Raw genomic sequence first — 20663 nt, 5'->3', positions numbered from 1 at the left:
ACGGGTGATCCGAATCAGGAAAGAGGGGCGTTGGCCGGGCGCTCGGGTTCGAGCACCAGCAGCAGCGAGGCAACCAGGGCCAGAACCAGGCCTGCGGCCTTCAGCGGGCCCGGGACGACGCCGGCGAACAGCAGCGACAGCGCGGCGGTGACCAGCGGTGCGCCGGCATTGCTCAGCGGCGCAACCACCATCGCCTTGCCATAGCGGAAGGCGAACACCAGCGTCAGCGCGCCGATGGCGTTGAGCACCTGGATGCCGGCCGCCAGCCACGGACCGGTCAGGCTGGTGTTGATCGGCTGCGACCAGTCGGTCATCCACAGCGCCACGGGGGCCAGCAGCAGCGCGCCGATGGTCATGTAGGCGAAGATGCTGTCGGCGCGCACGCTGTCGTTGGCCAGCTTCATGAAGAACGCCTGCACGCCCCAGGCCAGCATGATCAGCAGCGACTGCAGGAACCAGCCAAGCCCGCCGCCTGCGCCACGGCCGAAGGACAAATCCAGCATGGGCAGCGCGACCAGCGCCAGCACGATCCCCAGCGTGCCCTGCCAGCCGGTGCGCTCGCGCAGCAGCACGAACGACAGCGCGATGGTCACTACCGGCGAGAGCGAGATGATCGGGAACACGAAGTACGCCGGGCCGATGGTCAGCGTGTGGAACAGCAGCATCTGGCCGCCCGCGCCGAGCAGGCCGATAGTCAGGCCATAGACGATGGCCCGGGGCGAGCGTTCCAGGCGCCAGCCGCCGCGCCACAGGATGTAGAGCGCAGGCGGCAGCATGGTCAGCGCCCACACCACATACACCAGCGTGTCCGGGAAGCCATGCGCGGCCGATAGCGGCGACAGCGCGCCCCACACGCCCCATAGCGCCACGGTCGCCAGCGCATAGGTCAGCCAGGGGCGACGACGCGGCGCGGCCGTGGCGGCGGAGGCGCTCATGCGGCGGCCTCCGGCGTGGCTTGCATGCGCGTGGCCTGCACAAACAGGAAGCGTTCGAAACGGGCGGGAAGTCTGGCGACCGGTCCGTGGACCACGCCAAGGTCGCGTTCGTTGAACAGGTCGCGCACCTTCCATGGGCCTGGGCCCAGCCCGCGCAGTTCCACCTGTCCATCGAAGCGCGGTGCGTAGAAGGTGTAGTACTGCGCCCCATCCTTGGCGATGACGTGCGTCTCGGGCTTGTCGAAGCCGATGTCGTACAGCGTGCCCAGGTACTCGCCCCGGGGCAGCATGTGCGCCTTGTACAGATCGACCCACTTGCGCCACAACGCTTCGCGCTCGGGCGTGAGCACGAACCCGCCTGGCGGCAGCGGCTCGGCAGGATGGTCGGTGTCCTTGGGCCAGGTGAACTTGGTCGAGATCACCGCGCCGACGCCGACACTGGAGGCGAAGTCATCGCGTCCGTCGGACAGCTCGACGTGGTCGCCGGCATAGCTGCTGCGATCGCCCATCAGCGCCTTGATCGACTTGCCCTTGCTGCGCACCTGCCACGAGGACAGCGGATCGGAGGCCGGGTACTGGTCGGTCGCTGGCAGGTTGTGGAACGCGAACGCAGTGCCGCACGGGCACAGCTCGACGACGGCCTCCGGGTTGGCCGCGTGCGCGGCGTCGTAGATCGCCTGCCAGAACCGGGCCAGGCCCTCGACCGATTCCTCGGGCCGCGCATGCTTGTGCGCCGGGTTGTAGCAGGGCGCCACCGCATTGAGGTGCTGTCCGTCCAGCTTGATGCCCTGAAAGCCCCAGTCGCCGATGATCTTCTTGACCAGCGCCACGTAGAAATCGATCACTGGCTGGTAGGCCGGACACTGGGTCAGCGCGTTCCACCAGGTCACGGTCTGGAAGGCGCCGTCCTTGTCCAGCAGCAGCATGTCCACGTGGTCGTGCAGGACGTCACTGCCCGGATCGGCGGCCAGCGGCGCCAGCCACAGGCGCGGACGCATGCCGTGCCTGCGGATCTCCGCGGTAAAGGCGCGCATGTCCGCCTCGCCGCGCGGGAACTTCTTCAGGTCGATCTTCCAGTCGCCCTCGTTGGTCTGCCAGCCGTCGTCCAGCACCGCCCACTCGAAGCCCAGCGCCTGCGCCTTGGGCAGCGTGTCGAAGATCTGCTTGACGGTGAAATCGCGTTCGTAGCCCCAGGCGCACCAGATCGGCGCGAAGGCCGAGTCCGGCGGACGCGGGCCTTCGATCCCCTCGGCCGCCATGAACTGGCGGTACTGCTGCAGCGGCGCATAGAAGTCGCCGCGATGCACGGCCAGGAAGGTGCGCTCGGTGACCAGCTCGGCGCCGGGCGCCAGGGTGGTCGGCTGCTGGCCTTCGATCGCGATCGAGGCGCCAGTCGCGGCGCGTTTGACCGGCATGGCCAGCGGCCGCGGCACTGGCTCGACATGGCCGATGGCCAGGCCGACATCGCGTCGCCACACATTCGCCACCGGCGTGCCGCCACCGTAGTCGGACGAGTCCATGGCCAGACTGTTGCGCTGGTCGAACCCATCGCCCAGCGGCTGCACCCAGTCGCGGCGGTCGGTATGGGTGGCGCCGGAGAAACTCCAGAAGCCACCGGGCGCATCGCTGAGTTCGTGGGCGCTGCTGCGCCAGCCGGTGACGTTCAACGGGGTGCTGCCGACATTGCGATAGCGCACCTGCATCAGCGCCAGGCCGGGCAGGGCATCGAACTGGCTCACCGCGACCTGCTTTTCCACGCCCTGCGCGGCGCGGCCGGTGAACACCACCTGCCGGCCGCGCCCATGGCGCGGGTCGTCCAGGTCGTGGGCCTGTTGGTCGCCGAGGCGGAAATCGGTCACCTCGCCGTCATCCAGCAGCAGCGTCTCGCTGGATTGCCAGCCGGTCAACGGCGCGCCCCACGCCGACAGGCGCGTGCGCATGCGCTCATCGAAGGCGACGCCCAGCACCGCATCGCCAGCCTGCGAGTGCGCGCCCTGTCGATCCGAGTCTGCGCTCGCGGCACGCGCCCAGGGCATGGTGCTCCAGGTCACCCCGCCGGCCACGCTGCCGGCGATGAACTTCAGAGCGGTGCGACGTCCAATCGGGGGCATGCGGGCTGATCCGGTGGAGATGGCATGCATTCTGCGCGTGCGGTCCGCGTTGATGCAAGCGTTTTGTTGCGATATGGTGCGGATAAGTTTCGTTTAATTACTGTCGGGGTGGGCAATGCGTCAGATGCGACAGGTGATGGGTGTGGCGATCGGAGCATGTTGCTTGGTGGCGTGTTCGCCCTTGGCGCCGCCGGTGGCGTCCGTCTCGACCGCGGACGCGGTCGCGCCGCGGGCCTCGGCGACCTATGCCATGGACGACTACGCCAAGGTGCGCAAGTTCGACGCGCACGTGCATGCCAATGGCGCGGATCCTGTATTCCTGCAGCTGGCGCGGACCGACAACTTCGAGTTGCTGTCGATCAACGTCGACTACCCTGATTTTCCGAGCATCGACCAGCAGCACCGGGCCGCGCTGAAGCTGGCCAAGGACGATCCGCAGCGCTTCCACTGGGCGGCGACGTTCTCGATGAAGGGCTTCGGGACGCCTGGCTGGCTGGCGGCGACCAACAAGCGCCTGGACGAGGAGGTGGCCGAGGGCGCCAGGGCGGTGAAGGTGTGGAAGAACATCGGCATGGTCGAGCGCAACGCCAAGGGCGAGCTGATCATGCTGGACGATCCCGGGCTGTCCCCGGTCGCCGACCATATCCAGCAACTCGGCGTTCCGCTGATCGCGCATCAGGCCGAGCCCTACAACTGCTGGTTGCCGCTGGACAAGATGACCACCGACAACGATCGCGAGTATTTTTCAAAGCATCCGGACTACTACATGTACCTGCATCCGGAGATGCCCTCGCACGAGGACCTGATGGCCGCGCGCGACCGGTTCGTGGCCGCGCATCCGCAGTTGAAGTTCGTCGGCGCGCACATGGCCAGCCTGGAATACGACGTGGACGTGCTGGCGAAGTTCCTGGACGCCTACCCACAGGCCACGGTCGACCTGGCCGCCCGCATGAGCCAGGTGCAGTACCAATCGTTGCGCGATCCATCCAAGGTGCGTGACTTCTTCGTCCGCTATCAGGATCGGCTGCTGTATGGCACCGACCTGACCCAGGGGCCGGATGCCGACCCCGCCACGTTCAAGGCCGAGGCACACGCGTCCTGGACCTCGGACTGGAGATACCTGGCCACCGGCCAATCGCAGCGTGTGGACATGCTCAATGCCGAGGTTCCGGGCCTGGCGCTGCCGCGCGCGGTGATCGACAAGCTCTACTATCGCAACGCCATCCGGGTCTTCGGACTGAAGGACCGGTCCGCCGCCGCGGGCGGCAAGTGACGGCGCGGGTGGCTCAGGCGCGGATCATGGTAACGCCCAGCGCCTGACAGGCCTGGGTGATGTCATCGGGGGCGCCGGTATCGGTGATCAGCGTGTCCAGCCCCGAGACGGGGATGATCCGATGCAGGCACACCTTGCCGAACTTGGAGCTGTCGGTGATGGCCACGACCACCCGTGCTGCTTCGACCATCTTTCGGTTGAGCATGGCCTCCGGCTCGTAGTGGGTGGTGATGCCGCGTTCCAGGTCGAAGCCGTCCACGCCCAGGAACAGCTTGTCCACATGCAGCGCATCCAGCGCCTCGACCGTCAGGCCTCCGTAGAAAGCCATGTTCTTGCGGCGCAGTTCGCCGCCCAGCATCACGATGTTGATGTTGGACTTGGGCGTCAGTGCGGACAGCACGCCGAAGTCGTTGGTGACCACGGTGATCTCCAGATCCGGCAGGGCTTCGGCCAACTGGATCGCGGTGGTTCCCGAATCGATGGCGATGGTGTCACCCGCCGCGACCAGCGCGGCGGCACGCGCACCGATCCTGCGCTTTTCATCCAGATGCGCGGTGCGCTTTGTTTCGTAATGCGGTTCGTTGGCGTTGCTGCCGACGACATTGCTGTCGATCGCGCCGCCGTAGGCGCGGGCCATGACGCCGCGTTCGGCCAAGTAGCGCAGGTCCTTGCGAACGGTCTGCATGCTCACGCCGAACTGCTTGGCCAGCGCGGTGACCTGTACGCTGCCGTGCTGGCGCACGAGTTCGCTGATCTGCAGCCGGCGCTGGCTGGTGTCGCGGGTAACAGGCGGCATGGGGGCTCCTGGGGCAAACATTCCAGAGTATACGGGCATTTCGTTAAATTTCGCTATTGATACAAAACGAAACATCATTTAGGCTCGGTTTCGTTGCTTCACCAGCCAGGCCCCCACAAGCCTTCCTCTCCAGGAGATCGCCGTGAAAGCCGTCCCTCTGCAGCGCCGCCGTCTGTGTCATGGAATTGCCCTTGCCCTGTTGATGCCGGCCACGGCCTGGTCACAGGAGGCCGCCCCGCCGGCGCCTGCGACCGGTGGGCCTCAGGTCCAGCAGGACACCGCCCCGTCCGGCACGCCACAGGACGCCATCGACCTGCAGACCGTCCAGGTCACCGGCGTGCGCGCCGCGCTGACGCGCTCCAACGACCTCAAGCGTGATGCGAGCACGGTGCAGGACTCGATCACCGCGCTGGAACTGGGCAAGTTTCCGGACAACAACGTGGCCGACTCGCTCAGCCACATCACCGGCGTGTCGATCAGCCGCACCGCCGGCGGCGAGGGCCAGAAGGTCAGCGTCCGCGGCCTGGGCCCGGAATACACCCTGACCACCTTCAACGGTCGCATCCTGGCCACCGACGGCGAGGGGCGGGATTTCGCCTACGACGTGCTGCCGGCCGATGTGATCAGCGGTGCCGACGTCATCAAGGGCGCCGAGGCGGCCAATACCGAAGGCGCGATCGGCGGCCTGGTCAACCTGCGTTCGGCCAGTCCCTTCGACCAGCCGGGCCAGCATGGCGTGGTGCGCGTGGAAGGCGACCGCAACCAGATGTCCGACCTCAACGGGCATAAGTTCTCCGGTGTCTACAGCAACACCTTCGCCGACGACACCATGGGCGTGATCCTGGGCGTGGTGTCGGCGCGCCGCAAGGACCGCACCGACACGGCCGGCAACGATGGCGGCTGGACCCGCAATCCGGATCCGAGCGACCCGTCGTGGGGCGGCAACGCCTGGGGCGGCAACATCGACCTGAACGACAATGGCGAACTGGATCCCGACGAGTACGGCCTGATCGGGCCGGGGCAGTTCCGCGTCGGCTCGATTCTGGAAGACAAGAAGCGCACCGCATTCTCGGGCAAGTTCGAGTGGCGCCCAAGTGACAGCTTCAGGCTGACCGTGGATGGACTGAAGACCAAGCTGGACTCGCCGCAGGTCGGCTACCAGCAGTCCTATTACCCGCTGTTCGCGCCCGGACGCTGGTCGAACGTGACCGTGCAGGACGGCATCGTCACCGGCTTGACCCTGGACAACCCCGATCCGGAGCAGCGCCTCAATCCCGAGCTGCTCAACAGGACCGAATACCGCGTGGTCGACACCGCCCTGTACGGGGCCAACGCGCAGTGGAAGGTCAACGATGACCTCACCCTGACCGGCGATGTCTATCGCTCCACCTCGCGTCGCCATTCCGGTGGCCAGGACAGTTACGTGGTGATGCGGCTCAACCAGCCCAACACCACGACCATCACCCTCAATCCCTCGGGCATCCCGAACGTCGCCACGTCGCTGGACGATGGCCGCGACTGGACCAGCGGCCTGCCCAAGGGCGAGTTCGGCGCCAACGACTTTCTCACCCACTACAACGAGCTGGCCGGCGACAACATCGACGATCGCATCAACGGTGGCACCTTGGGCGGCGATCTGTTCGTGGGTGCCTGGCACGTGGATCACCTGAAGTTCGGCGTGACCCTGACCGATCGCCGCAAGGCGCGCGACCTGATCACCAATACCCTGACCGGTGGCGCGGACTACTACTCCGGCGACAACGCGATCAACGTCGGCGACCTCGGCGGTGACCTGCTATCGGTGTACTCGCTGCCGAACTTCATGAGCGGCGTCAGCTCCACCTTCCCGCGCAGCTTCATCGCCTTCGACGTGCCGGCCTACGAGGCGGCCCTGGCCGCCTATACCGGCACGCGCCCGGACGGGACTGCCTATGACTACGCCAACGCCGCGCCGGTGTGGAACCCGCTGCAAAGCTATCGGGTGACCGAGAAGACCACCGCGTTCTACGTGCAGGCCGACCTGTCCGGCGAGCGCTGGGACGGCAACGCCGGCGTGCGCGTGGTCAAGACCGACACCACCTCGCAGGCCTGGGATGCGCAGATCACCAGCATCACTGAGAACGGGGCCTTCAACTACACCGCCGCCTATGCCGCCCCGACCAGCGTCAGCCAGAAGGGCAACTACACCTACGTCCTGCCTTCGGCCAACTTCGTCTACCACATCAGTGACGACCTGCAGCTGCGCCTGGGCGCGGCCAAGACCATGGCGCGTCCCTCGGTGGAGCAGCTGGCACCGACCAGCAGCACCGAGAGCGTGTCCTGGGGCGAATTCACCCAGGTCTATGGCGGCAACGTCGATCTGAAGCCCTACACCGCCAAGCAGGGCGATGTCTCGCTGGAGTGGTACTTCACCGAGCGCTCGATCGCCAACCTGGCGGTGTTCTACAAGCGCATCGACAACCAGATCACCACCAGCTGGGAGACCGGCCAGGACATCGGCGTGGGCGGCATCAGCGATGCCGATGGCAACGTGGTCTCGCCAGGCCCGACCCTGTTCAACGTCATGCGTCCGATCAACGGCGACTACGCCAAGGTGCACGGCATCGAAGCCGGCCTGCAGCACTTCTGGGATAACGGCCTGGGCTTCCGCGCGCAATACACGCGCAACTGGTCCGAAAGCTGGGTCGATGGCGAGAAGCGCCCCCTGGAAGGCATCGCCCCGTCGGTCTATTCGGTGAGCCTGATGTACGAGAAGGGCCCGTGGGACCTGGGCGTGACCGCCGACCATACCGATGGCTTCGTCAGCGCCGTCAACGTATTGGGCGCCGGTTACAACGAAGAGGCCGATCCGCTCACCTGGCTGACCGCGCACATCACCTACAACATCAACGACATGTTCACCGTCTCGCTGGAAGGCAACAACCTGCTCAACGATGAGCAAACCACCAGCATCAACGGCAACCCATTGCTGCTCAACAGCTACTACCGCTATGGCCGCAGCCTGACCTTGGGGCTGACGATGCGGTTCTGACGCCCCATCGCGTCCTCGTTACCAGGGAGCGCGTCGGTGGATCCTTCCGCATCCACCGACGCGCGGTGGCGGTCAGCCGCTGCGCTTGCGAGGCTTCCTGCGTGGCGGCCGTCCCGTGATCGGTGCCTGTGTCGCACTGTCCGCAGCGGGCAGGCCGCCGCCGCCCTGCATCTGCTCCAGCCAGGCCAGGGCGTCCAGGTAGGCCAGGAAGTGCCCCAGGTAGCCGGGGGCGGCGTCGCGCATCAGGGCGATGGCGCGGTGGACCAGGACCCCGGAGTTGAGTGGGCCGGCATCCTCTGGGGCTTCCTGTCGCGACTGACGCAGCTGTTCCTCGGTGCGCAGGCGGGTCCACAGCTGGCGGAACTCGTCCAGTGCCGGGAGGCTGTCGGTGGCCGCTGCCGGGCGCTGGGTCGACGCTTGTGCGCTGTTGGCCGGCGGGCGCGGATTGGGTGAGGCTTCCGCATCGCTTTCTGTGTTAGCGGGCGGCTGCCTTGCTGTGCCCAACTGCGTCAGCAGCGTGGACAGCGACGTGCCTCGTTTCGCATCGATGGGACGGACGTCGGTGGCGGCCGGCTTTGCACGGGCGCTCAGGATCTGGGCGTAGTCCTCCGCCAGCGCGGCGAGCCGCGCTTCCAGCAGTGCACGCGCCTGGCCGTGCAATTGCGCGGTGCGGGTCGCCAGGGCGGCCAGGGTGTGGAAGCGCACCGGATCGATGCGGTCGGCGCCGGCCTGCCGCCAGGCGGCGATGCGCTGGGCGGGGCTGGACTCAGTGGCCATCGGGCGCGGCAGGCGTAGACGCGGCGGCGGTCTGGCGCGGAATCGGGGCGATCTCCACGCGCCGGTTGCGGGCGCGGCCGGCCTCGGTGGTGTTGGGGCTGGCCGGCTGCTGGGCGCCGAAGGCCGCAGCAAAGACCGACCCGGCCGGGACGCCCTCGGCGATCAGGGTGCGGGTGACGGTCAGCGCGCGCTGGGCCGAAAGCTCCCAGTTGTCGGCGTAGTGCTGGTTGGTGTCCAGCACCGGGCGGTCATCGGTGAAGCCGCTGACCATCAGGATCTCCTCGCGCGCGGCCAGGTACTGGGCCAGCGGCGCGGCCAGGCTGCGCAGGACCTCGCGTCCCTCCGGCTGCAGCTGGTCGGAGTTGAGTGCGAACAGCACGTTGCCGCGGATGCCGATGCGGCCGTCGACCAGGGTCACCCGGCCGGCGGCCAGCGGCGCGGCTAGCGCCTGCTCCAGGGTCTTGCGGCGCTGGGCCTCGGCCTGACGCTGCTTGACCTCCTGGTCCAGGCGCTGGGACAGCTGCAGCTGCACGCCGATCACCCCGACCAGGATCAGCACGAAGGCGCCCAGCAGCACCGACATCAGGTCGCCGAAGGCCGCCCAGGTGGTGGCGGTGGACGCGTCGTCCAGCTCGAGCTCGCTCATGCGTTGCCCGCGCCGTTGCCGGAGAGCTGGTGCAGCTCGCCGATGATCTGCTTCTGCGAGAGCATGCTCAGGTCGATGACCTCGCGCGCCTGGGCCACGTAATAGGCCAGCTGCTCATCCCCCCGGGTCTGCGCGGCTTCCAGCGCGGCGGCGATCTGCTCCAGGCGCGCCATCAGCGCCTCGTTGGACGCACCGAAGGCCTGCACGGCCGCGCCGAAGCCCTCGCCCAGGCTGGCCACTTCCACGGCGCTGCCGGTGAGCTGGGCCGCCGCGGTGTCCAGGCGCCCGGCCTGGGCCTCGATCTGCTCGCTGAAGCGCCCGCCCAGGCGTTCGAGCAGGTCGGCCGAGGTGTTGACCAGGCCCTCGACTGCGCCACGCTGCTCGGTGGAGGCGTGGTTGACCGCGTCCAGCAGGGTTTCCAAGGTGCCCAGCAGGCGCGTGCGCTCCTCGAGCATGGCGGTATCGCGGACCATGCTGTCGCTGAGCTTCTCGCGCAGTTCGCCGACCACCGCGGCCGCCGCACGCGGGGCGTCGGAGGCGGCTTCGACCAGGCGCGAGATCTCGGCGATGGTGTCGCGGGCGTGGGCCTGGCCCTGTTCGGCGATCTGGCCGGCGGTCTGGCCCAGCGCGTCGCAGATGGCCTGCTGGCGCTCGGCCACGGCCTGCCCAGCTTGTTCCCACTGCGCGGCCAGGCGGGTGCCGGTGGCGTCCAGGGTCTCGGTCCAGGCGGCCAGGCGGGCCTGGTCGCGGGCCTCCAGCGTGTTCTGCAGGCCGGCGTGGGACTGCTGCAGGCGATCGACCAGGGCCGTGGCGTGGTCATGCAGGGTCTGCGCGGCGGCGTCCAGGGACTGCGCATGACGCGTGGCCAGGGCCTCGCTGCTGGCCTGCTGGGCGGCCATGGCCTCGCGCCAGGCCAGCGCGGCGGCGGCGGTGCCGGCGTCCAGGCGGGAAGACACGCTGCCGACCAGCGCCTCGGCCTGGCCGGCGAAGGTTTCGCCGAAGCGCGTCAGCCCGGCGTCCAGGCCGGCGGCCAGCGCGGTGTTGGCCTCGCGCTGGGCGTCGGCGGCCGCCTGCCACTGCGCGGCCGCCGTGGTGGTCGCCTGCTCCAGGCTGCTGCTCACGCGATCCAGATGCTGCTGCGCGGCTTCGGCAAGGCGCGCATGGACGCAGGCGGCTTCGCCAGCGAGCCCGGCCAGGGTCGCTTCCATCAGCGGTGGCAGGGCGGCGGCGGCTTCGCGCTGGGCCTCGGCGGCGGCCCGCCATTGCGCGGCCGCCGTGTCGGTGGTCTCGGCCAGGCCGCTGCTCACGCCCTCCAGGTGCTGCTGCACCGCGTGGCCGACGCGCTCGTGCAGGCCGGCGGTCTCGCGCGCCAGCCCGGCCAGGGTGGATTCCATCAGCGGCTGCAGCGCGGCGGCGGCGGCGCGTGCGCTCTCGGCCACGCCGTCCTTGAGCGATTGCTCGACCGAGGCGGCCAGACGCGTATGGATGGCCTCGGTGCGTGTATGGAAATCCGCCTGCCCGCTGGCCAGGCGTTCGCCTGCCGCCAGCTGCTGGCGCTCCAGGGTCTCCATCATTGCCTGCATGCGATCCAGCAGCACCGGCATCAGCGCGGTGTGCTGCTGCAGCAGGTCGAAGGCCTGTTCGCGCTGGTGGGCCTGCGAATGCGGACGCAGGGTGGTGGCGATCTCCACGTCCAGCGCCTGCACGACCTGCAGGCGTTCGCGGCGGCACAGCGCCGAGAGCAGCCCCAGCATGGCCGAACTGGCCACGCCGGCGATCGAGGTCCCGAAGGCGAAGGCCAGCCCCTTGACCGGCGAGGCCAGCGCGCCGCGGATGGCCTGCAGGTCGCCGCTGCCTTCCAGCGCCAGGCCGGTGCCGCGCAGGGTGGCCATCATGCCCAGCAAGGTGCCGAGCATGCCCAGCAGCACCAGCAGGCCCACCAGGTAGGGCGTTAGCGCGGGGGCGGGCAGGGCCACGCGTTCGCCTTCCACGCGCAGGCGCACGGCGTTGCGCAAGCTCGGGTCCAGGCGTTCCAGCCAGCCGCGCAGGCCGGTCTGGGTCGCGGCGGTGTCGGCGGCAGCTGCCTGCAGCGTGGCGGTCGCGCGGCGGTAGCGGTACAGCTCCAGCCCGCCGGCCAGGTAGCAGGCGGCGATGACCAGGGTCATGGCCACGCCGATGGGGTGGTTGCCGAGGTAGCCGATGCCGATCCAGGCCACGGGCAGCAGCCCGGCGAGGAACACGGCGAAGGCGATGGGGGTGAGCTTGTCAGTGCGCATGGTGTCCCGATGCATGGGGGCGAAGCGCTGCAAGCAGCGCCTCGATGGGATGGAAGCGGACGTCGAGTTCGGCCAGCAGCACCTGCCGCATGTCTTCGCGGAAGGCGTCCTGCCAGGCGTCAGGCGCCGGGGGCCGCGCCGGTTCGTCCGAAGGGGGAGCGGCCGGCTGGGCGCGGGCGAAGTGCGCCGCCAGCAGGCCGGGGACCGCGTCGAGCAGGGTCTGCTCGCGCGGGCTCAGGGTGAGTTCCATGACCGCGTCGACCTCGGCCAGGCGCGGCAGTGGCGCCGGTGCGGCGGCCAGGCGCTCGCGCAGGCGCCCGCGCAGCTGGCCGGTGGTGGCCTGCATCGCGCGCTGCTGGTCCATGATCCGGCGCCGGAACGGGGCAAAGTCAGCCACGCCATCGGCGCCAGGCGCCACGGCGTGGGCGCAGGCGGCCTCGATTCCGGCCACCAGCGCGGCGCGGGCCTGGGCGCAGGCGTGATCCTCGGCCGCGTCGAAGGCCGGTGTGCCCTCCGGCGCGGGCGCTGGCGTTCCATCCAGGGCGCGGGACAGGACCACGGCACGGTTCCAGTCCACCCACTGGCCCAACCGGTCGGGCAGGGACTGCTGCAGGGGCGGGACCGAGGTCTGGCCCAGGCGGGCCAGCAGGCGCACGAACGCCGGGCCCGCAACAGGCGTGCGGTGAAGGGATTTGCCCATGGGACAGGCCGAAAAACCCGCGATTTTACACGCACATGACGGCGCGGGCCCGGCCGCGCGGTCCGCGCGCCGCAGCGCAGGTTCAGCGCCAGTGGAGCGCTAACCCGAACTGCCGGGCCGACTGGCCAGGCGCCGCGGACCTGCCTCTCAGCCGCGCGTCCGTTCGGCGGCGCGTGCGGCGGGCTTCCACTGCTTCTGCAACATCTGCAGGAAGCGCTCGGCCATCGGTGAGAGCATCGCGCCGCGGCGGCGGACGATGCCGATCGTGCGCGAGACCACGGGACTGCCGATGGGTCGTGTGACCAAGGTCGGGTGGTCGCCCTGCGGTGTGGCCATCTGTGGCAGCACCGAAACGCCGATGCCTGCTTCGACCATGCCCAGCGATGTCGACAGATGGGTCACCTCGTAGAACCAGCTGAGCTTGAGGTTCTCGCGTGCCAGTGCGCCGTCGAGCAGGGTGCGGTTGCCGCTGGTGCGATGCACGGTGATGAGCTGGTGCTTCTCCAGGTCGCTCCAGGCGATCTTGCGCTTCTTCGCCAGCGGATGGTCGCGCCGGCATGCGAGCACGAACGGATCCTCGACCAGCACATCGAAGGCCAGGTTGGGGTCCGAGGCGCCCATGAAGTTGATGCCGAACTCGACCTCGCCACGCTCCACCGCCTGCAGTCCGTCGGTGGCCGGGATATCGAGGATGCGGAAGCGCACGTTTGGATAGTCGGCGTGGAAGCGCGCCATGACGCTGGGCAGAAAGTAGAACGCCGCAGTGGGCAGACACGCGATGGTGATCTGGCTGCCGATCTGGTCGCCACGCTGTGCGAACAGCGAACCGTCGAACTCCTCCAGCATGCGTCGCACCAGCGGCAGCAGGTTCTCACCGACCGCGGTGGTGGCCACGCTGCGCGTCGTCCTTTCCAGCAGCGGCGAGCCGATCGCCTGCTCCAGCTTCTGGATGCGTCGACTCAATGCCGGTTGCGAGACATGCAGGGTCTCGGCGGCGCGATGGAAGCTGCGCGACTCGGCCACCAGCAGGAAGGCGCGCAAGTCAAGGATCTCGCAATTCATGCTCATATCGGATCAATCCTTTAAAAAATAGCAATTCACAGATCAATCGTGTCCATGCCAGTATCGAATCACACCGGATGATTAATCCGGAATTGGTATGAATCTAACACGCCCATGTCCAACGACCTGCTCAGCGTCCCCTGTGTTCTGATGCGCGGCGGCACCTCCAAGGGGCCGTTCTTCCTGGCCTCGGACCTGCCCGCCGACACGGCCGAGCGTGATCGCCTGCTGCTGGAGGTGATGGGATCGGGCCATCCGCTGCAGATCGACGGCATCGGCGGCGGCAACGCGCTGACCAGCAAGGTCGCGATCATCGATCGTGCCAGCCGACCCGACGCCGATGTCGACTATCTGTTCGCCCAGGTGCGCGTGGACCAGCGCGTGGTCGATACCGCGCCCAACTGCGGCAACATGCTGGCTGCCGTGGGACCTTACGCGATCGAGCGCGGCCTGGTGCCGGCGCGGCACCCGCGCACCCAGGTCCGCATCCACAACGTCAACACCGGCAAGGTGATCGTCGCCACGGTGGAAACGCCCAACGGCCAGGTGTCCTACCTGGGCGATACCCGCATCGCCGGCGCGCCCGGTACCGCCTCGCCGATCTCGCTGTCCTTCCTGGATGCCGCAGGCGCGCGGACCGGCAAGCTGCTGCCGACCGGACAGGCCAGCGAATGGATCGACGACGTGGAGGTGAGCCTGGTCGATTGCGCCATGCCTTTGGTGTTGATGCGTGCCGATGCGCTGGGTCTGCGTGGCGACGAGCCGCCGGCCCAGCTCAATGCCCATGCCGCACTGCTGGCGCGGATCGAGGCGATCCGCGTCGAGGCAGGGCACCGCATGGGCATCGCCGATGCCGCCGACCGGGTGATCCCGAAGCCGGTGCTGCTTGCCCCACCGCAGCATGGCGGCCAACTGCAGGTCCGCTATTTCATGCCGCACCAGTGCCACACCGCGCTGGCCATCACCGGCGCGGTTGGACTGGCCACCGCGGCGGTCACCGCAGGCACACTGGCCCACACCATGGTGGGAGACGTGCCGGTGCCGTCGACGATTACCCTTGAGCACCCCAGTGGCAGCCTGGCCGTCGGGCTCAGCCGCGCCGCCGGCTCCGAGGCGGTCATCGCCAGTGTCGTGCGGACTGCGCGTCGCCTGTTCGAAGGCCGGGTGTTCGCTCCGTCGCCACGTACCCCTATCGCTGCCGAATGGACCTCAGCGGCATGACCTGAATTGCCGGGTCGCCCCGGTCCATCGCACATCGCATCGCCATACATCCTGGGAGGGATCAATGTACAAACAACTCATGACCACGGCGCTGGTCGCCGCCACGCTCGCGCTTTCCGCGTGCGGAAAGAAGACCGATGCCGGCGATGCCAAGGCCGCGGCCAGTACCGACCCGGTGCGCATCAGCGTCGGCTCGTACAACCTGAACAATCTGCCGTTCTTCATCGCCGACGCGCAGGGGTACTTCAAGGACGCCGGGCTGGACGTCAAGACCGAGAACTTCGCCCAGGGCGGCTCCAAGGTGCTGCAGGCGCTGGTGGCCGGCTCGACCGACGTGGCGGTGGGCTTCTACGACCACACCATCCAGATGCAGGCCAAGCACAAGGATGTCACCGCCTTCATCCTGCTTTCGCGCAACTCGGGCCTGGTCCTGGCCGGCACCAACGACAGCACGTTCGATCCGGCCAAGCCGGACACCATCAAGGGTTTGAAGGTCGGCATCACCGCGCCGGGCTCGTCGTCGGACTTCTTCGTGCGCCACTACCTGGCGCGCAACAAGACCCCTGAAGATGCCGTGTCGCTGATCGGCGTAGGCTCCGGTGCCGCGGCGGTGGCCGCGCTGGAGCAGGGCAAGGTCGATCTGCTGGTCAACTACGACCCGGCCGCCACGCTGATCGCCGAGCGCAAGGTCGGCAAGATCCTGATCGACGCGCGCAGCGATGAGGGCGCACGCCAGGTCTACGGCGGCCTGTATCCGACCTCGGTGCTGTATGCGCAGTCCTCGTTCCTGAAAGAGCGACCCGACGCGGTGGAGAAGATCGTCAAGGCCGAGCAGAAGGCGCTGCGCTTCATCGCCGATCACAGCGCCGAGGAAATCGTCGCCGCGCTGCCCGATTCCTACGTGTCCGGCGATCGCGCCACCTATGCCAAGGCCGTAGAGAACGCCCGTGCCATCTTCACCCGGGATGGCCGCTTTGTCGCAGAAGACCTCAAGACCCCGCTCGAAGTCCTGAGCGAGTTCAACAAGGGCGTCGCCGACGCCAACGTCAACCTGTCCAAGACCTACACCAACTCGTTCGTCGATCGCGCGCTGGCCGCGGACGGCAGTACGCGAGCCACGGCCAAGCAGTAAGCGGAGGAAACCATCATGGTGCTCAACGCCAAAGTGCGCAGCCTCAACGGCGCACCTCAACTCGGACCGACCGAAACCATGGTCGCCATCAACAAGGTGACGATGTCTTTCGGTGACTTCACCGCCGTGCGCGACGTCGACATCCAGGTCGGCAACGGTGAATTCGTGGCGATCGTCGGCCCGACCGGCTGCGGCAAGAGCACCGTGCTCAACGCCGTGGCAGGCCTGCTGACGCCGGCGTCCGGCGGGATCAGCATCGACGGCACGCCGGTGAAGGGGGTGCAGGAGTCGGTCGGTTACCTGTTCCAGCAGGACGCGCTGCTGCCGTGGAAGACCGCCTTGCAGAACGTCGAACTCGGCCTGCGCTTCCGCGGTGTGGCGGCCAAGGAGCGCGAGGAAAAGGCGCGCGCCTGGCTGGCCAAGGTTGGCCTGTCCGGCTTTGAGCATCGCTACCCGCACCAGCTCTCCGGAGGCCAGCGCAAGCGCGTGCAGATGGCGCAGGCGTTGATCGTCGAACCAAAGGTGATCCTGATGGACGAGCCGTTTTCCGCGCTCGATATCCACACCCGGCACCTGATGCAGAACGAGCTGCTGCGCCTGTGGCAGGAAGACCGCCGCTCGGTCGTGCTGATCACCCACGACCTGGAAGAGGCCATCGCGCTGGGCGATCGGGTGGTGGTGCTGTCGGCCGGGCCGGCCAGCCGCGTGGTGCGCAGTTTCGATGTCGATCTGGAGCGGCCGCGCAACGTCGCCGAGATCAAGCTGGACCAACGATTCACCGACCTGTACCGCGATATCTGGGCCTGCCTGCGCGGCGAAGTGGAGAAGAGCTATGCACGCCAAGACTGACAAACTGATCCAGATCACCCTGATCGTCCTGCTGTTCGGCGGCTGGGAGGCCGGCGTGGCCAGCGGCCTGATCGATCCGTTCTTCTTCCCCGCGCCGTCTGGTATCGCCCGGCAGATGTGGACCTGGCTGTCGGACACCTCGTTCTACCACCATGTCTACATCACCCTGACCGAGACCGCGCTGGGCTATCTGATCGGCACCGCCATGGGCGTGGCCGGCGGCGTCTGGCTGGGACTGAGCCGACGCTCGGCGCGGATCCTGGACCCGTTCATCAAGGGCTTCAACGCGATCCCGCGCGTGGTGCTGGCGCCGATCTTCGTGCTGTGGCTGGGCCTGGGGCTGTGGTCCAAGGTGGCGCTGGCGGTGACGCTGGTGTTCTTCACCACCTTCTTCAATGCGATGCAGGGCGTGCGCGAGGTCAATCCCACGGTGCTGGCCAACGCGCGCATCCTCGGTGCCGGGCGTAGCGACCTGCTGCGGCACGTGTATTTCCCGGCGGCGGCCAGCTGGATCCTGTCCTCGCTGCGGACCTCGGTGGGTTTCGCGGTGGTCGGCGCGATCATCGGTGAATACCTCGGCGCCTCCGCGGGCCTGGGCTACCTGATCGCGCAGGCCGAAGGCAACTTCAACGCGGTCGGGGTGTTCGCCGGCATCATCGTCCTGGCAGGTTTCGTCCTGATCATCGACGCCCTGCTCGACATCGTCGAAAACAGGTTGATCACCTGGCGCCCTAGTGCGCAGCAGGGCGCGACCAGCTGATCGCCTGATCCATGCCGCCGGCCCGCACGGCCGGCGGCGTTTCCCAAAGTCCCCCGCATCACCCGCAAGTGGGCCGCCGCCGCTCAGTGAGCCGCCGTGCCCGGAGAGAGTTCCCCATGACACGATTCCACGTGCTGCCCAAGGCAGCGCTGACGGTGGCCATCGGCCTGCTGTTGACCACAGGTCACGCGCAAGCCCAGTCGCTGAGCCAGGACGAATTGACGCGCCTGGTCCAAGCCCAGGCGCTCAAGATCGAACAGCTCGAGGCGCGCCTGAAGGTCGTCGAAGGCAGTACAACCAGCGCGTCCTCCACGACCTCACCCGCACCAGCGTCAACGACGCCCGCGCAGGATGCCGCGCTCGAAACGCGCGTCGCCAAAATCGAGGCCGCGCAGGCCAAGGCGCCCAAGGTCAGCTGGTCCAAGGGCGCCCCGCAGTTCTCCAACACCGATGGCTCGATCACCTTCCGGCCGCGCGGCCGCCTGTTCGTCGATGCGTCCAGCACGAGCGGCTCGGACTTTGCCGACCGCAATCTTTCCGGCACGGAAATCCGCTCGGCGCGCCTGGGCGCGGAAGGCAGCTACGGCCGCCTGAGCTATGCGGTGGAAGGCGACTTCGCCGACAACGAGGTGGCGTGGAAGTCGGCCTACGTCAGCATCGAGCACCATCTGTTCGGGCTGCAGGGCGACCTGAGCATCGGCAACCGTCTCAACGACCGTGGCTTCGATGGCTCCAGCAGCACGTCCAATACGCCGTTCCCCGACCGCAACGTGGTGGGCACGTTGATCATGCCCCAGCGCGGATTCTTTGGCGTGGGCATCACCGAGCGCGTGATGGGAAATGGCTGGCACGCCAGTCTGTCGGTGGCCGGCAACGACCTCAGCAACGTGGGCGACGACAACGACACGCTGACCGTCGCCGCGCGCGCGCACTGGAATCCGCTACTGACCAAGACGGCGACCGTGCACCTGGGGGCATGGGCCTTCCGCGAGGACATCGAAGCCGGTTCGAGCGGCGTGCTGCGCAGTTCCTCCATCGCTGGCCACTTCAACGATCTGATCAAGATCTCACCCGGCTCGCTTGCCGGTCCCGAGCGCGGGACCGGCTATGGTGCGGAAGCGGCCGGCTTCTTCGGTCCGTCCTGGATCACCGGCGAATGGGGCACGCGCAATCTCCAGGGCGTCGGCACCGCAGGTCGCTACGATGTGGACCACGATGCGTGGGCGATCTCGGCGGGGCTGTTCCTGACCGGGGCCTCCCCGGCTTACGCGGCCAAGACCGGCACCTGGGGCAAGGTCAAGGTCGAGGATCCGGTGACCGCCGGCGGTCGCGGTGCCTGGGAAGTGCGGACCCGCTACGAGGACGTGGATTACAGCGAGCTGCCCACCGGCGGCACCGGCCACGCCTGGACCGTGGGCGCCAACTGGTACCTCAACGACTACTCGCGCGTCATGTTCGACGCCATCCGCTGGCAGACCGATAACCGCAGTGGCGCCTATCAGGGCGAAGACCAGGGCTATACGTTCAACACGCGCTTCCAGGTCGTCTTCTGATCTGTGTGTCGCCCGAAATGAGAACGGGCGCCTTTCGGCGCCCGTTTTCGTTGCATGCTGGCGATGAATTGCCAGCCGATCAGTAGCGGTAGTGATCCGGCTTGTACGGACCTTCGACCGGCACGCCGAGGTAGTCGGCCTGCGACTTGCTCAGAGTGGTCAGCTTCACGCCGATCTTCTCCAGGTGCAGGCGGGCCACTTCCTCGTCCAGCTGCTTGGGCAGGCGGTAGACGGTCTTCTCGTACACGTCCTTGTTCTGCCACAGGTCGATCTGGGCCAGGGTCTGGTTGGCGAAGGAGTTGGACATCACGAAGCTCGGATGACCCGTGGCGCAGCCCAGGTTGACCAGGCGGCCTTCGGCCAGCAGGAAGATCGCGTTGCCGTTGGGGAACACGAACTTGTCCACCTGCGGCTTGATGTTGATGCGCTCGGCGCCGGAGGCATACAGCGCATCGACCTGGATCTCGTTGTCGAAGTGGCCGATGTTGCACACGATGGCCTGATCCTTCATCGCCTGCATGTGCGCCAGGGTGATGATGTCCTTGTTGCCGGTGGTGGTGACGTAGATGTCGGCCTGGCCCAGGCTGTCTTCGATGGTGTTGACTTCGAAGCCTTCCATCGCCGCCTGCAGGGCGCAGATCGGGTCGATCTCGGTGACGATCACGCGAGCGCCGTAGGCACGCAGGCTGTGCGCCGAGCCCTTGCCCACGTCGCCGTAGCCGCAGACCACGGCGACCTTGCCGGCCAGCATCACGTCCATCGCGCGCTTGAGGCCATCGGCCAGCGACTCGCGGCAGCCGTAGAGGTTGTCGAACTTAGACTTGGTGACCGAATCGTTGACGTTGATCGCCGGGATCAGCAGCTTGCCGGCCTCGGCAATCTGGTACAGGCGGTGCACGCCGGTGGTGGTCTCTTCGGACACGCCCTTCCAGTCGGCGACCACGCGGGTCCAGTAGCCTGGGCGCTCGGTGGCCACGCGCTTGAGCAGGGCCTTGATCACGCCTTCCTCGTGCGAGGACGCCGGCTCGTCGACCCACTTGGAGCCATTTTCCAGCTCATAGCCCTTGTGGATCAGCAGGGTCACATCGCCGCCGTCGTCCACCACCAGCTCCGGGCCGGTCAGGGTGCCGTCGGGCAGGGTGAAGGTCAGCGCTTCCAGCGTGCAGTCCCAGTACTCCTCCAGGGTCTCGCCCTTCCAGGCGAACACCGGGGTGCCGGTGGCGGCGATGGCCGCGGCGGCCTGGTCCTGGGTGGAGAAGATGTTGCACGAGGCCCAGCGCACGTCGGCGCCGATGTCCTTGAGCGTCTCGATCAGGACCGCGGTCTGGATGGTCATGTGCAGCGAGCCGGTGATGCGCACGCCGGCCAGCGGCTTGGCGGCGGCGTGCTTGCGGCGGATGGACATCAGGCCGGGCATCTCGTGCTCGGCGATGTCGATCTCCTTGCGGCCCCAGTCGGCCAGGGAGATGTCGGCGACCTTGTAGTCGCCTTCGGTCGAAAAGGTCTTCAGTTGCGCATTCATTGGATTGCTCCGGTCAAGG

Annotated in this window: 16 protein-coding genes; 7 read left to right on the top strand and 9 right to left on the bottom strand. The window is 67.8% G+C overall.

Annotated elements, in window-relative coordinates; all coding sequences use genetic code 11:
- Positions 1-14 precede the first annotated feature (14 nt).
- Together PJ250_RS03110 and PJ250_RS03105 are read right to left on the bottom strand one after the other, a co-directional pair.
- Positions 15-935 carry a DMT family transporter gene (locus PJ250_RS03110; RefSeq protein ID WP_271647096.1) on the bottom strand — a complete coding sequence of 307 codons (921 nt, stop codon included), beginning with the start codon at positions 933-935 and terminating at the stop codon, positions 15-17.
- A complete protein-coding gene (locus PJ250_RS03105) occupies positions 932-3046 on the bottom strand; it encodes a glycoside hydrolase family 36 protein (protein ID WP_271647095.1) in 2115 nt (704 codons plus the stop codon). The genes PJ250_RS03110 and PJ250_RS03105 overlap by 4 nt, the downstream gene beginning before the upstream one ends.
- Positions 3047-3239: 193 nt before the next feature.
- On the opposite strand from PJ250_RS03105, the gene PJ250_RS03100 reads away from it, so the two are divergent.
- A complete protein-coding gene (locus tag PJ250_RS03100) occupies positions 3240-4319 on the top strand; it encodes an amidohydrolase family protein (RefSeq protein WP_271647094.1) in 1080 nt (359 codons plus the stop codon).
- A 13-nt stretch (positions 4320-4332) separates the two neighbouring features.
- On the opposite strand, the gene PJ250_RS03095 is transcribed toward PJ250_RS03100, so the two are convergent.
- Positions 4333-5115 carry a DeoR/GlpR family DNA-binding transcription regulator gene (locus tag PJ250_RS03095; protein ID WP_271647093.1) on the bottom strand — a complete coding sequence of 261 codons (783 nt, stop codon included), beginning with the start codon at positions 5113-5115 and terminating at the stop codon, positions 4333-4335.
- Positions 5116-5257: 142 nt separating this feature from the next.
- On the opposite strand from PJ250_RS03095, the gene PJ250_RS03090 reads away from it, so the two are divergent.
- The gene (locus tag PJ250_RS03090; RefSeq protein ID WP_271647092.1) at positions 5258-8146 is read left to right on the top strand and encodes a TonB-dependent receptor; all 2889 of its coding nucleotides are present in this window, start codon (positions 5258-5260) and stop codon (positions 8144-8146) included.
- 72 nt (positions 8147-8218) lie between these two features.
- Here the strand turns inward: PJ250_RS03090 and PJ250_RS03085 are convergent, their stop codons facing one another.
- The 5 genes from PJ250_RS03085 to PJ250_RS03065 all read right to left on the bottom strand — a co-directional run bounded on the left by PJ250_RS03085 (position 8219) and on the right by PJ250_RS03065 (position 13613).
- Positions 8219-8923, bottom strand: coding sequence for a DUF2894 domain-containing protein (locus PJ250_RS03085; RefSeq protein WP_271647091.1), 705 nt, complete (start codon positions 8921-8923; stop codon positions 8219-8221).
- Positions 8913-9569, bottom strand: a complete 657-nt coding sequence (locus PJ250_RS03080) for an OmpA family protein (protein ID WP_271647090.1) — start codon at positions 9567-9569, stop codon at positions 8913-8915. Before PJ250_RS03080 ends, PJ250_RS03085 begins: the two co-directional genes overlap by 11 nt.
- Positions 9566-11845, bottom strand: a complete 2280-nt coding sequence (locus tag PJ250_RS03075) for a DUF802 domain-containing protein (protein ID WP_271647089.1) — start codon at positions 11843-11845, stop codon at positions 9566-9568. The genes PJ250_RS03080 and PJ250_RS03075 overlap by 4 nt, the downstream gene beginning before the upstream one ends.
- Positions 11835-12545, bottom strand: a complete 711-nt coding sequence (locus tag PJ250_RS03070; protein WP_271647088.1) for a DUF3348 domain-containing protein — start codon at positions 12543-12545, stop codon at positions 11835-11837. Before PJ250_RS03070 ends, PJ250_RS03075 begins: the two co-directional genes overlap by 11 nt.
- Before the next feature lie 147 nt (positions 12546-12692).
- Positions 12693-13613, bottom strand: coding sequence for a LysR family transcriptional regulator (locus tag PJ250_RS03065; RefSeq protein WP_271647087.1), 921 nt, complete (start codon positions 13611-13613; stop codon positions 12693-12695).
- A 108-nt stretch (positions 13614-13721) separates the two neighbouring features.
- Between PJ250_RS03065 and PJ250_RS03060 the strand changes: the two genes are divergently transcribed.
- The 5 genes from PJ250_RS03060 (at position 13722) to PJ250_RS03040 (ending at position 19122) form a co-directional block, all read left to right on the top strand.
- Complete coding sequence (locus PJ250_RS03060) at positions 13722-14828, top strand: 4-oxalomesaconate tautomerase (RefSeq protein WP_271647086.1); 1107 nt, start codon at positions 13722-13724, stop codon at positions 14826-14828.
- Positions 14829-14892: 64 nt separating this feature from the next.
- Positions 14893-15960, top strand: coding sequence for an ABC transporter substrate-binding protein (locus PJ250_RS03055; RefSeq protein WP_271647085.1), 1068 nt, complete (start codon positions 14893-14895; stop codon positions 15958-15960).
- Positions 15961-15975: 15 nt separating this feature from the next.
- On the top strand, positions 15976-16809 hold the full coding sequence (locus PJ250_RS03050; RefSeq protein ID WP_271647084.1) for an ABC transporter ATP-binding protein: 834 nt from the start codon (positions 15976-15978) through the stop codon (positions 16807-16809).
- Positions 16793-17569 carry an ABC transporter permease gene (locus PJ250_RS03045; RefSeq protein ID WP_271647083.1) on the top strand — a complete coding sequence of 259 codons (777 nt, stop codon included), beginning with the start codon at positions 16793-16795 and terminating at the stop codon, positions 17567-17569. Before PJ250_RS03050 ends, PJ250_RS03045 begins: the two co-directional genes overlap by 17 nt.
- 116 nt (positions 17570-17685) lie before the next feature.
- Complete coding sequence (locus PJ250_RS03040) at positions 17686-19122, top strand: OprO/OprP family phosphate-selective porin (protein ID WP_271647082.1); 1437 nt, start codon at positions 17686-17688, stop codon at positions 19120-19122.
- A gap of 79 nt (positions 19123-19201) precedes the next feature.
- On the opposite strand, the gene ahcY is transcribed toward PJ250_RS03040, so the two are convergent.
- Positions 19202-20644, bottom strand: a complete 1443-nt coding sequence (gene ahcY, locus PJ250_RS03035) for an adenosylhomocysteinase (RefSeq protein WP_271647081.1) — start codon at positions 20642-20644, stop codon at positions 19202-19204.
- Positions 20645-20663 lie beyond the last annotated feature (19 nt).

The sequence above is a fragment of the Pseudoxanthomonas sp. JBR18 genome, assembly GCF_028198165.1.
Taxonomy (GTDB): domain Bacteria; phylum Pseudomonadota; class Gammaproteobacteria; order Xanthomonadales; family Xanthomonadaceae; genus Pseudoxanthomonas_A.
This window is presented reverse-complemented; position numbering and strand designations above follow the sequence as displayed.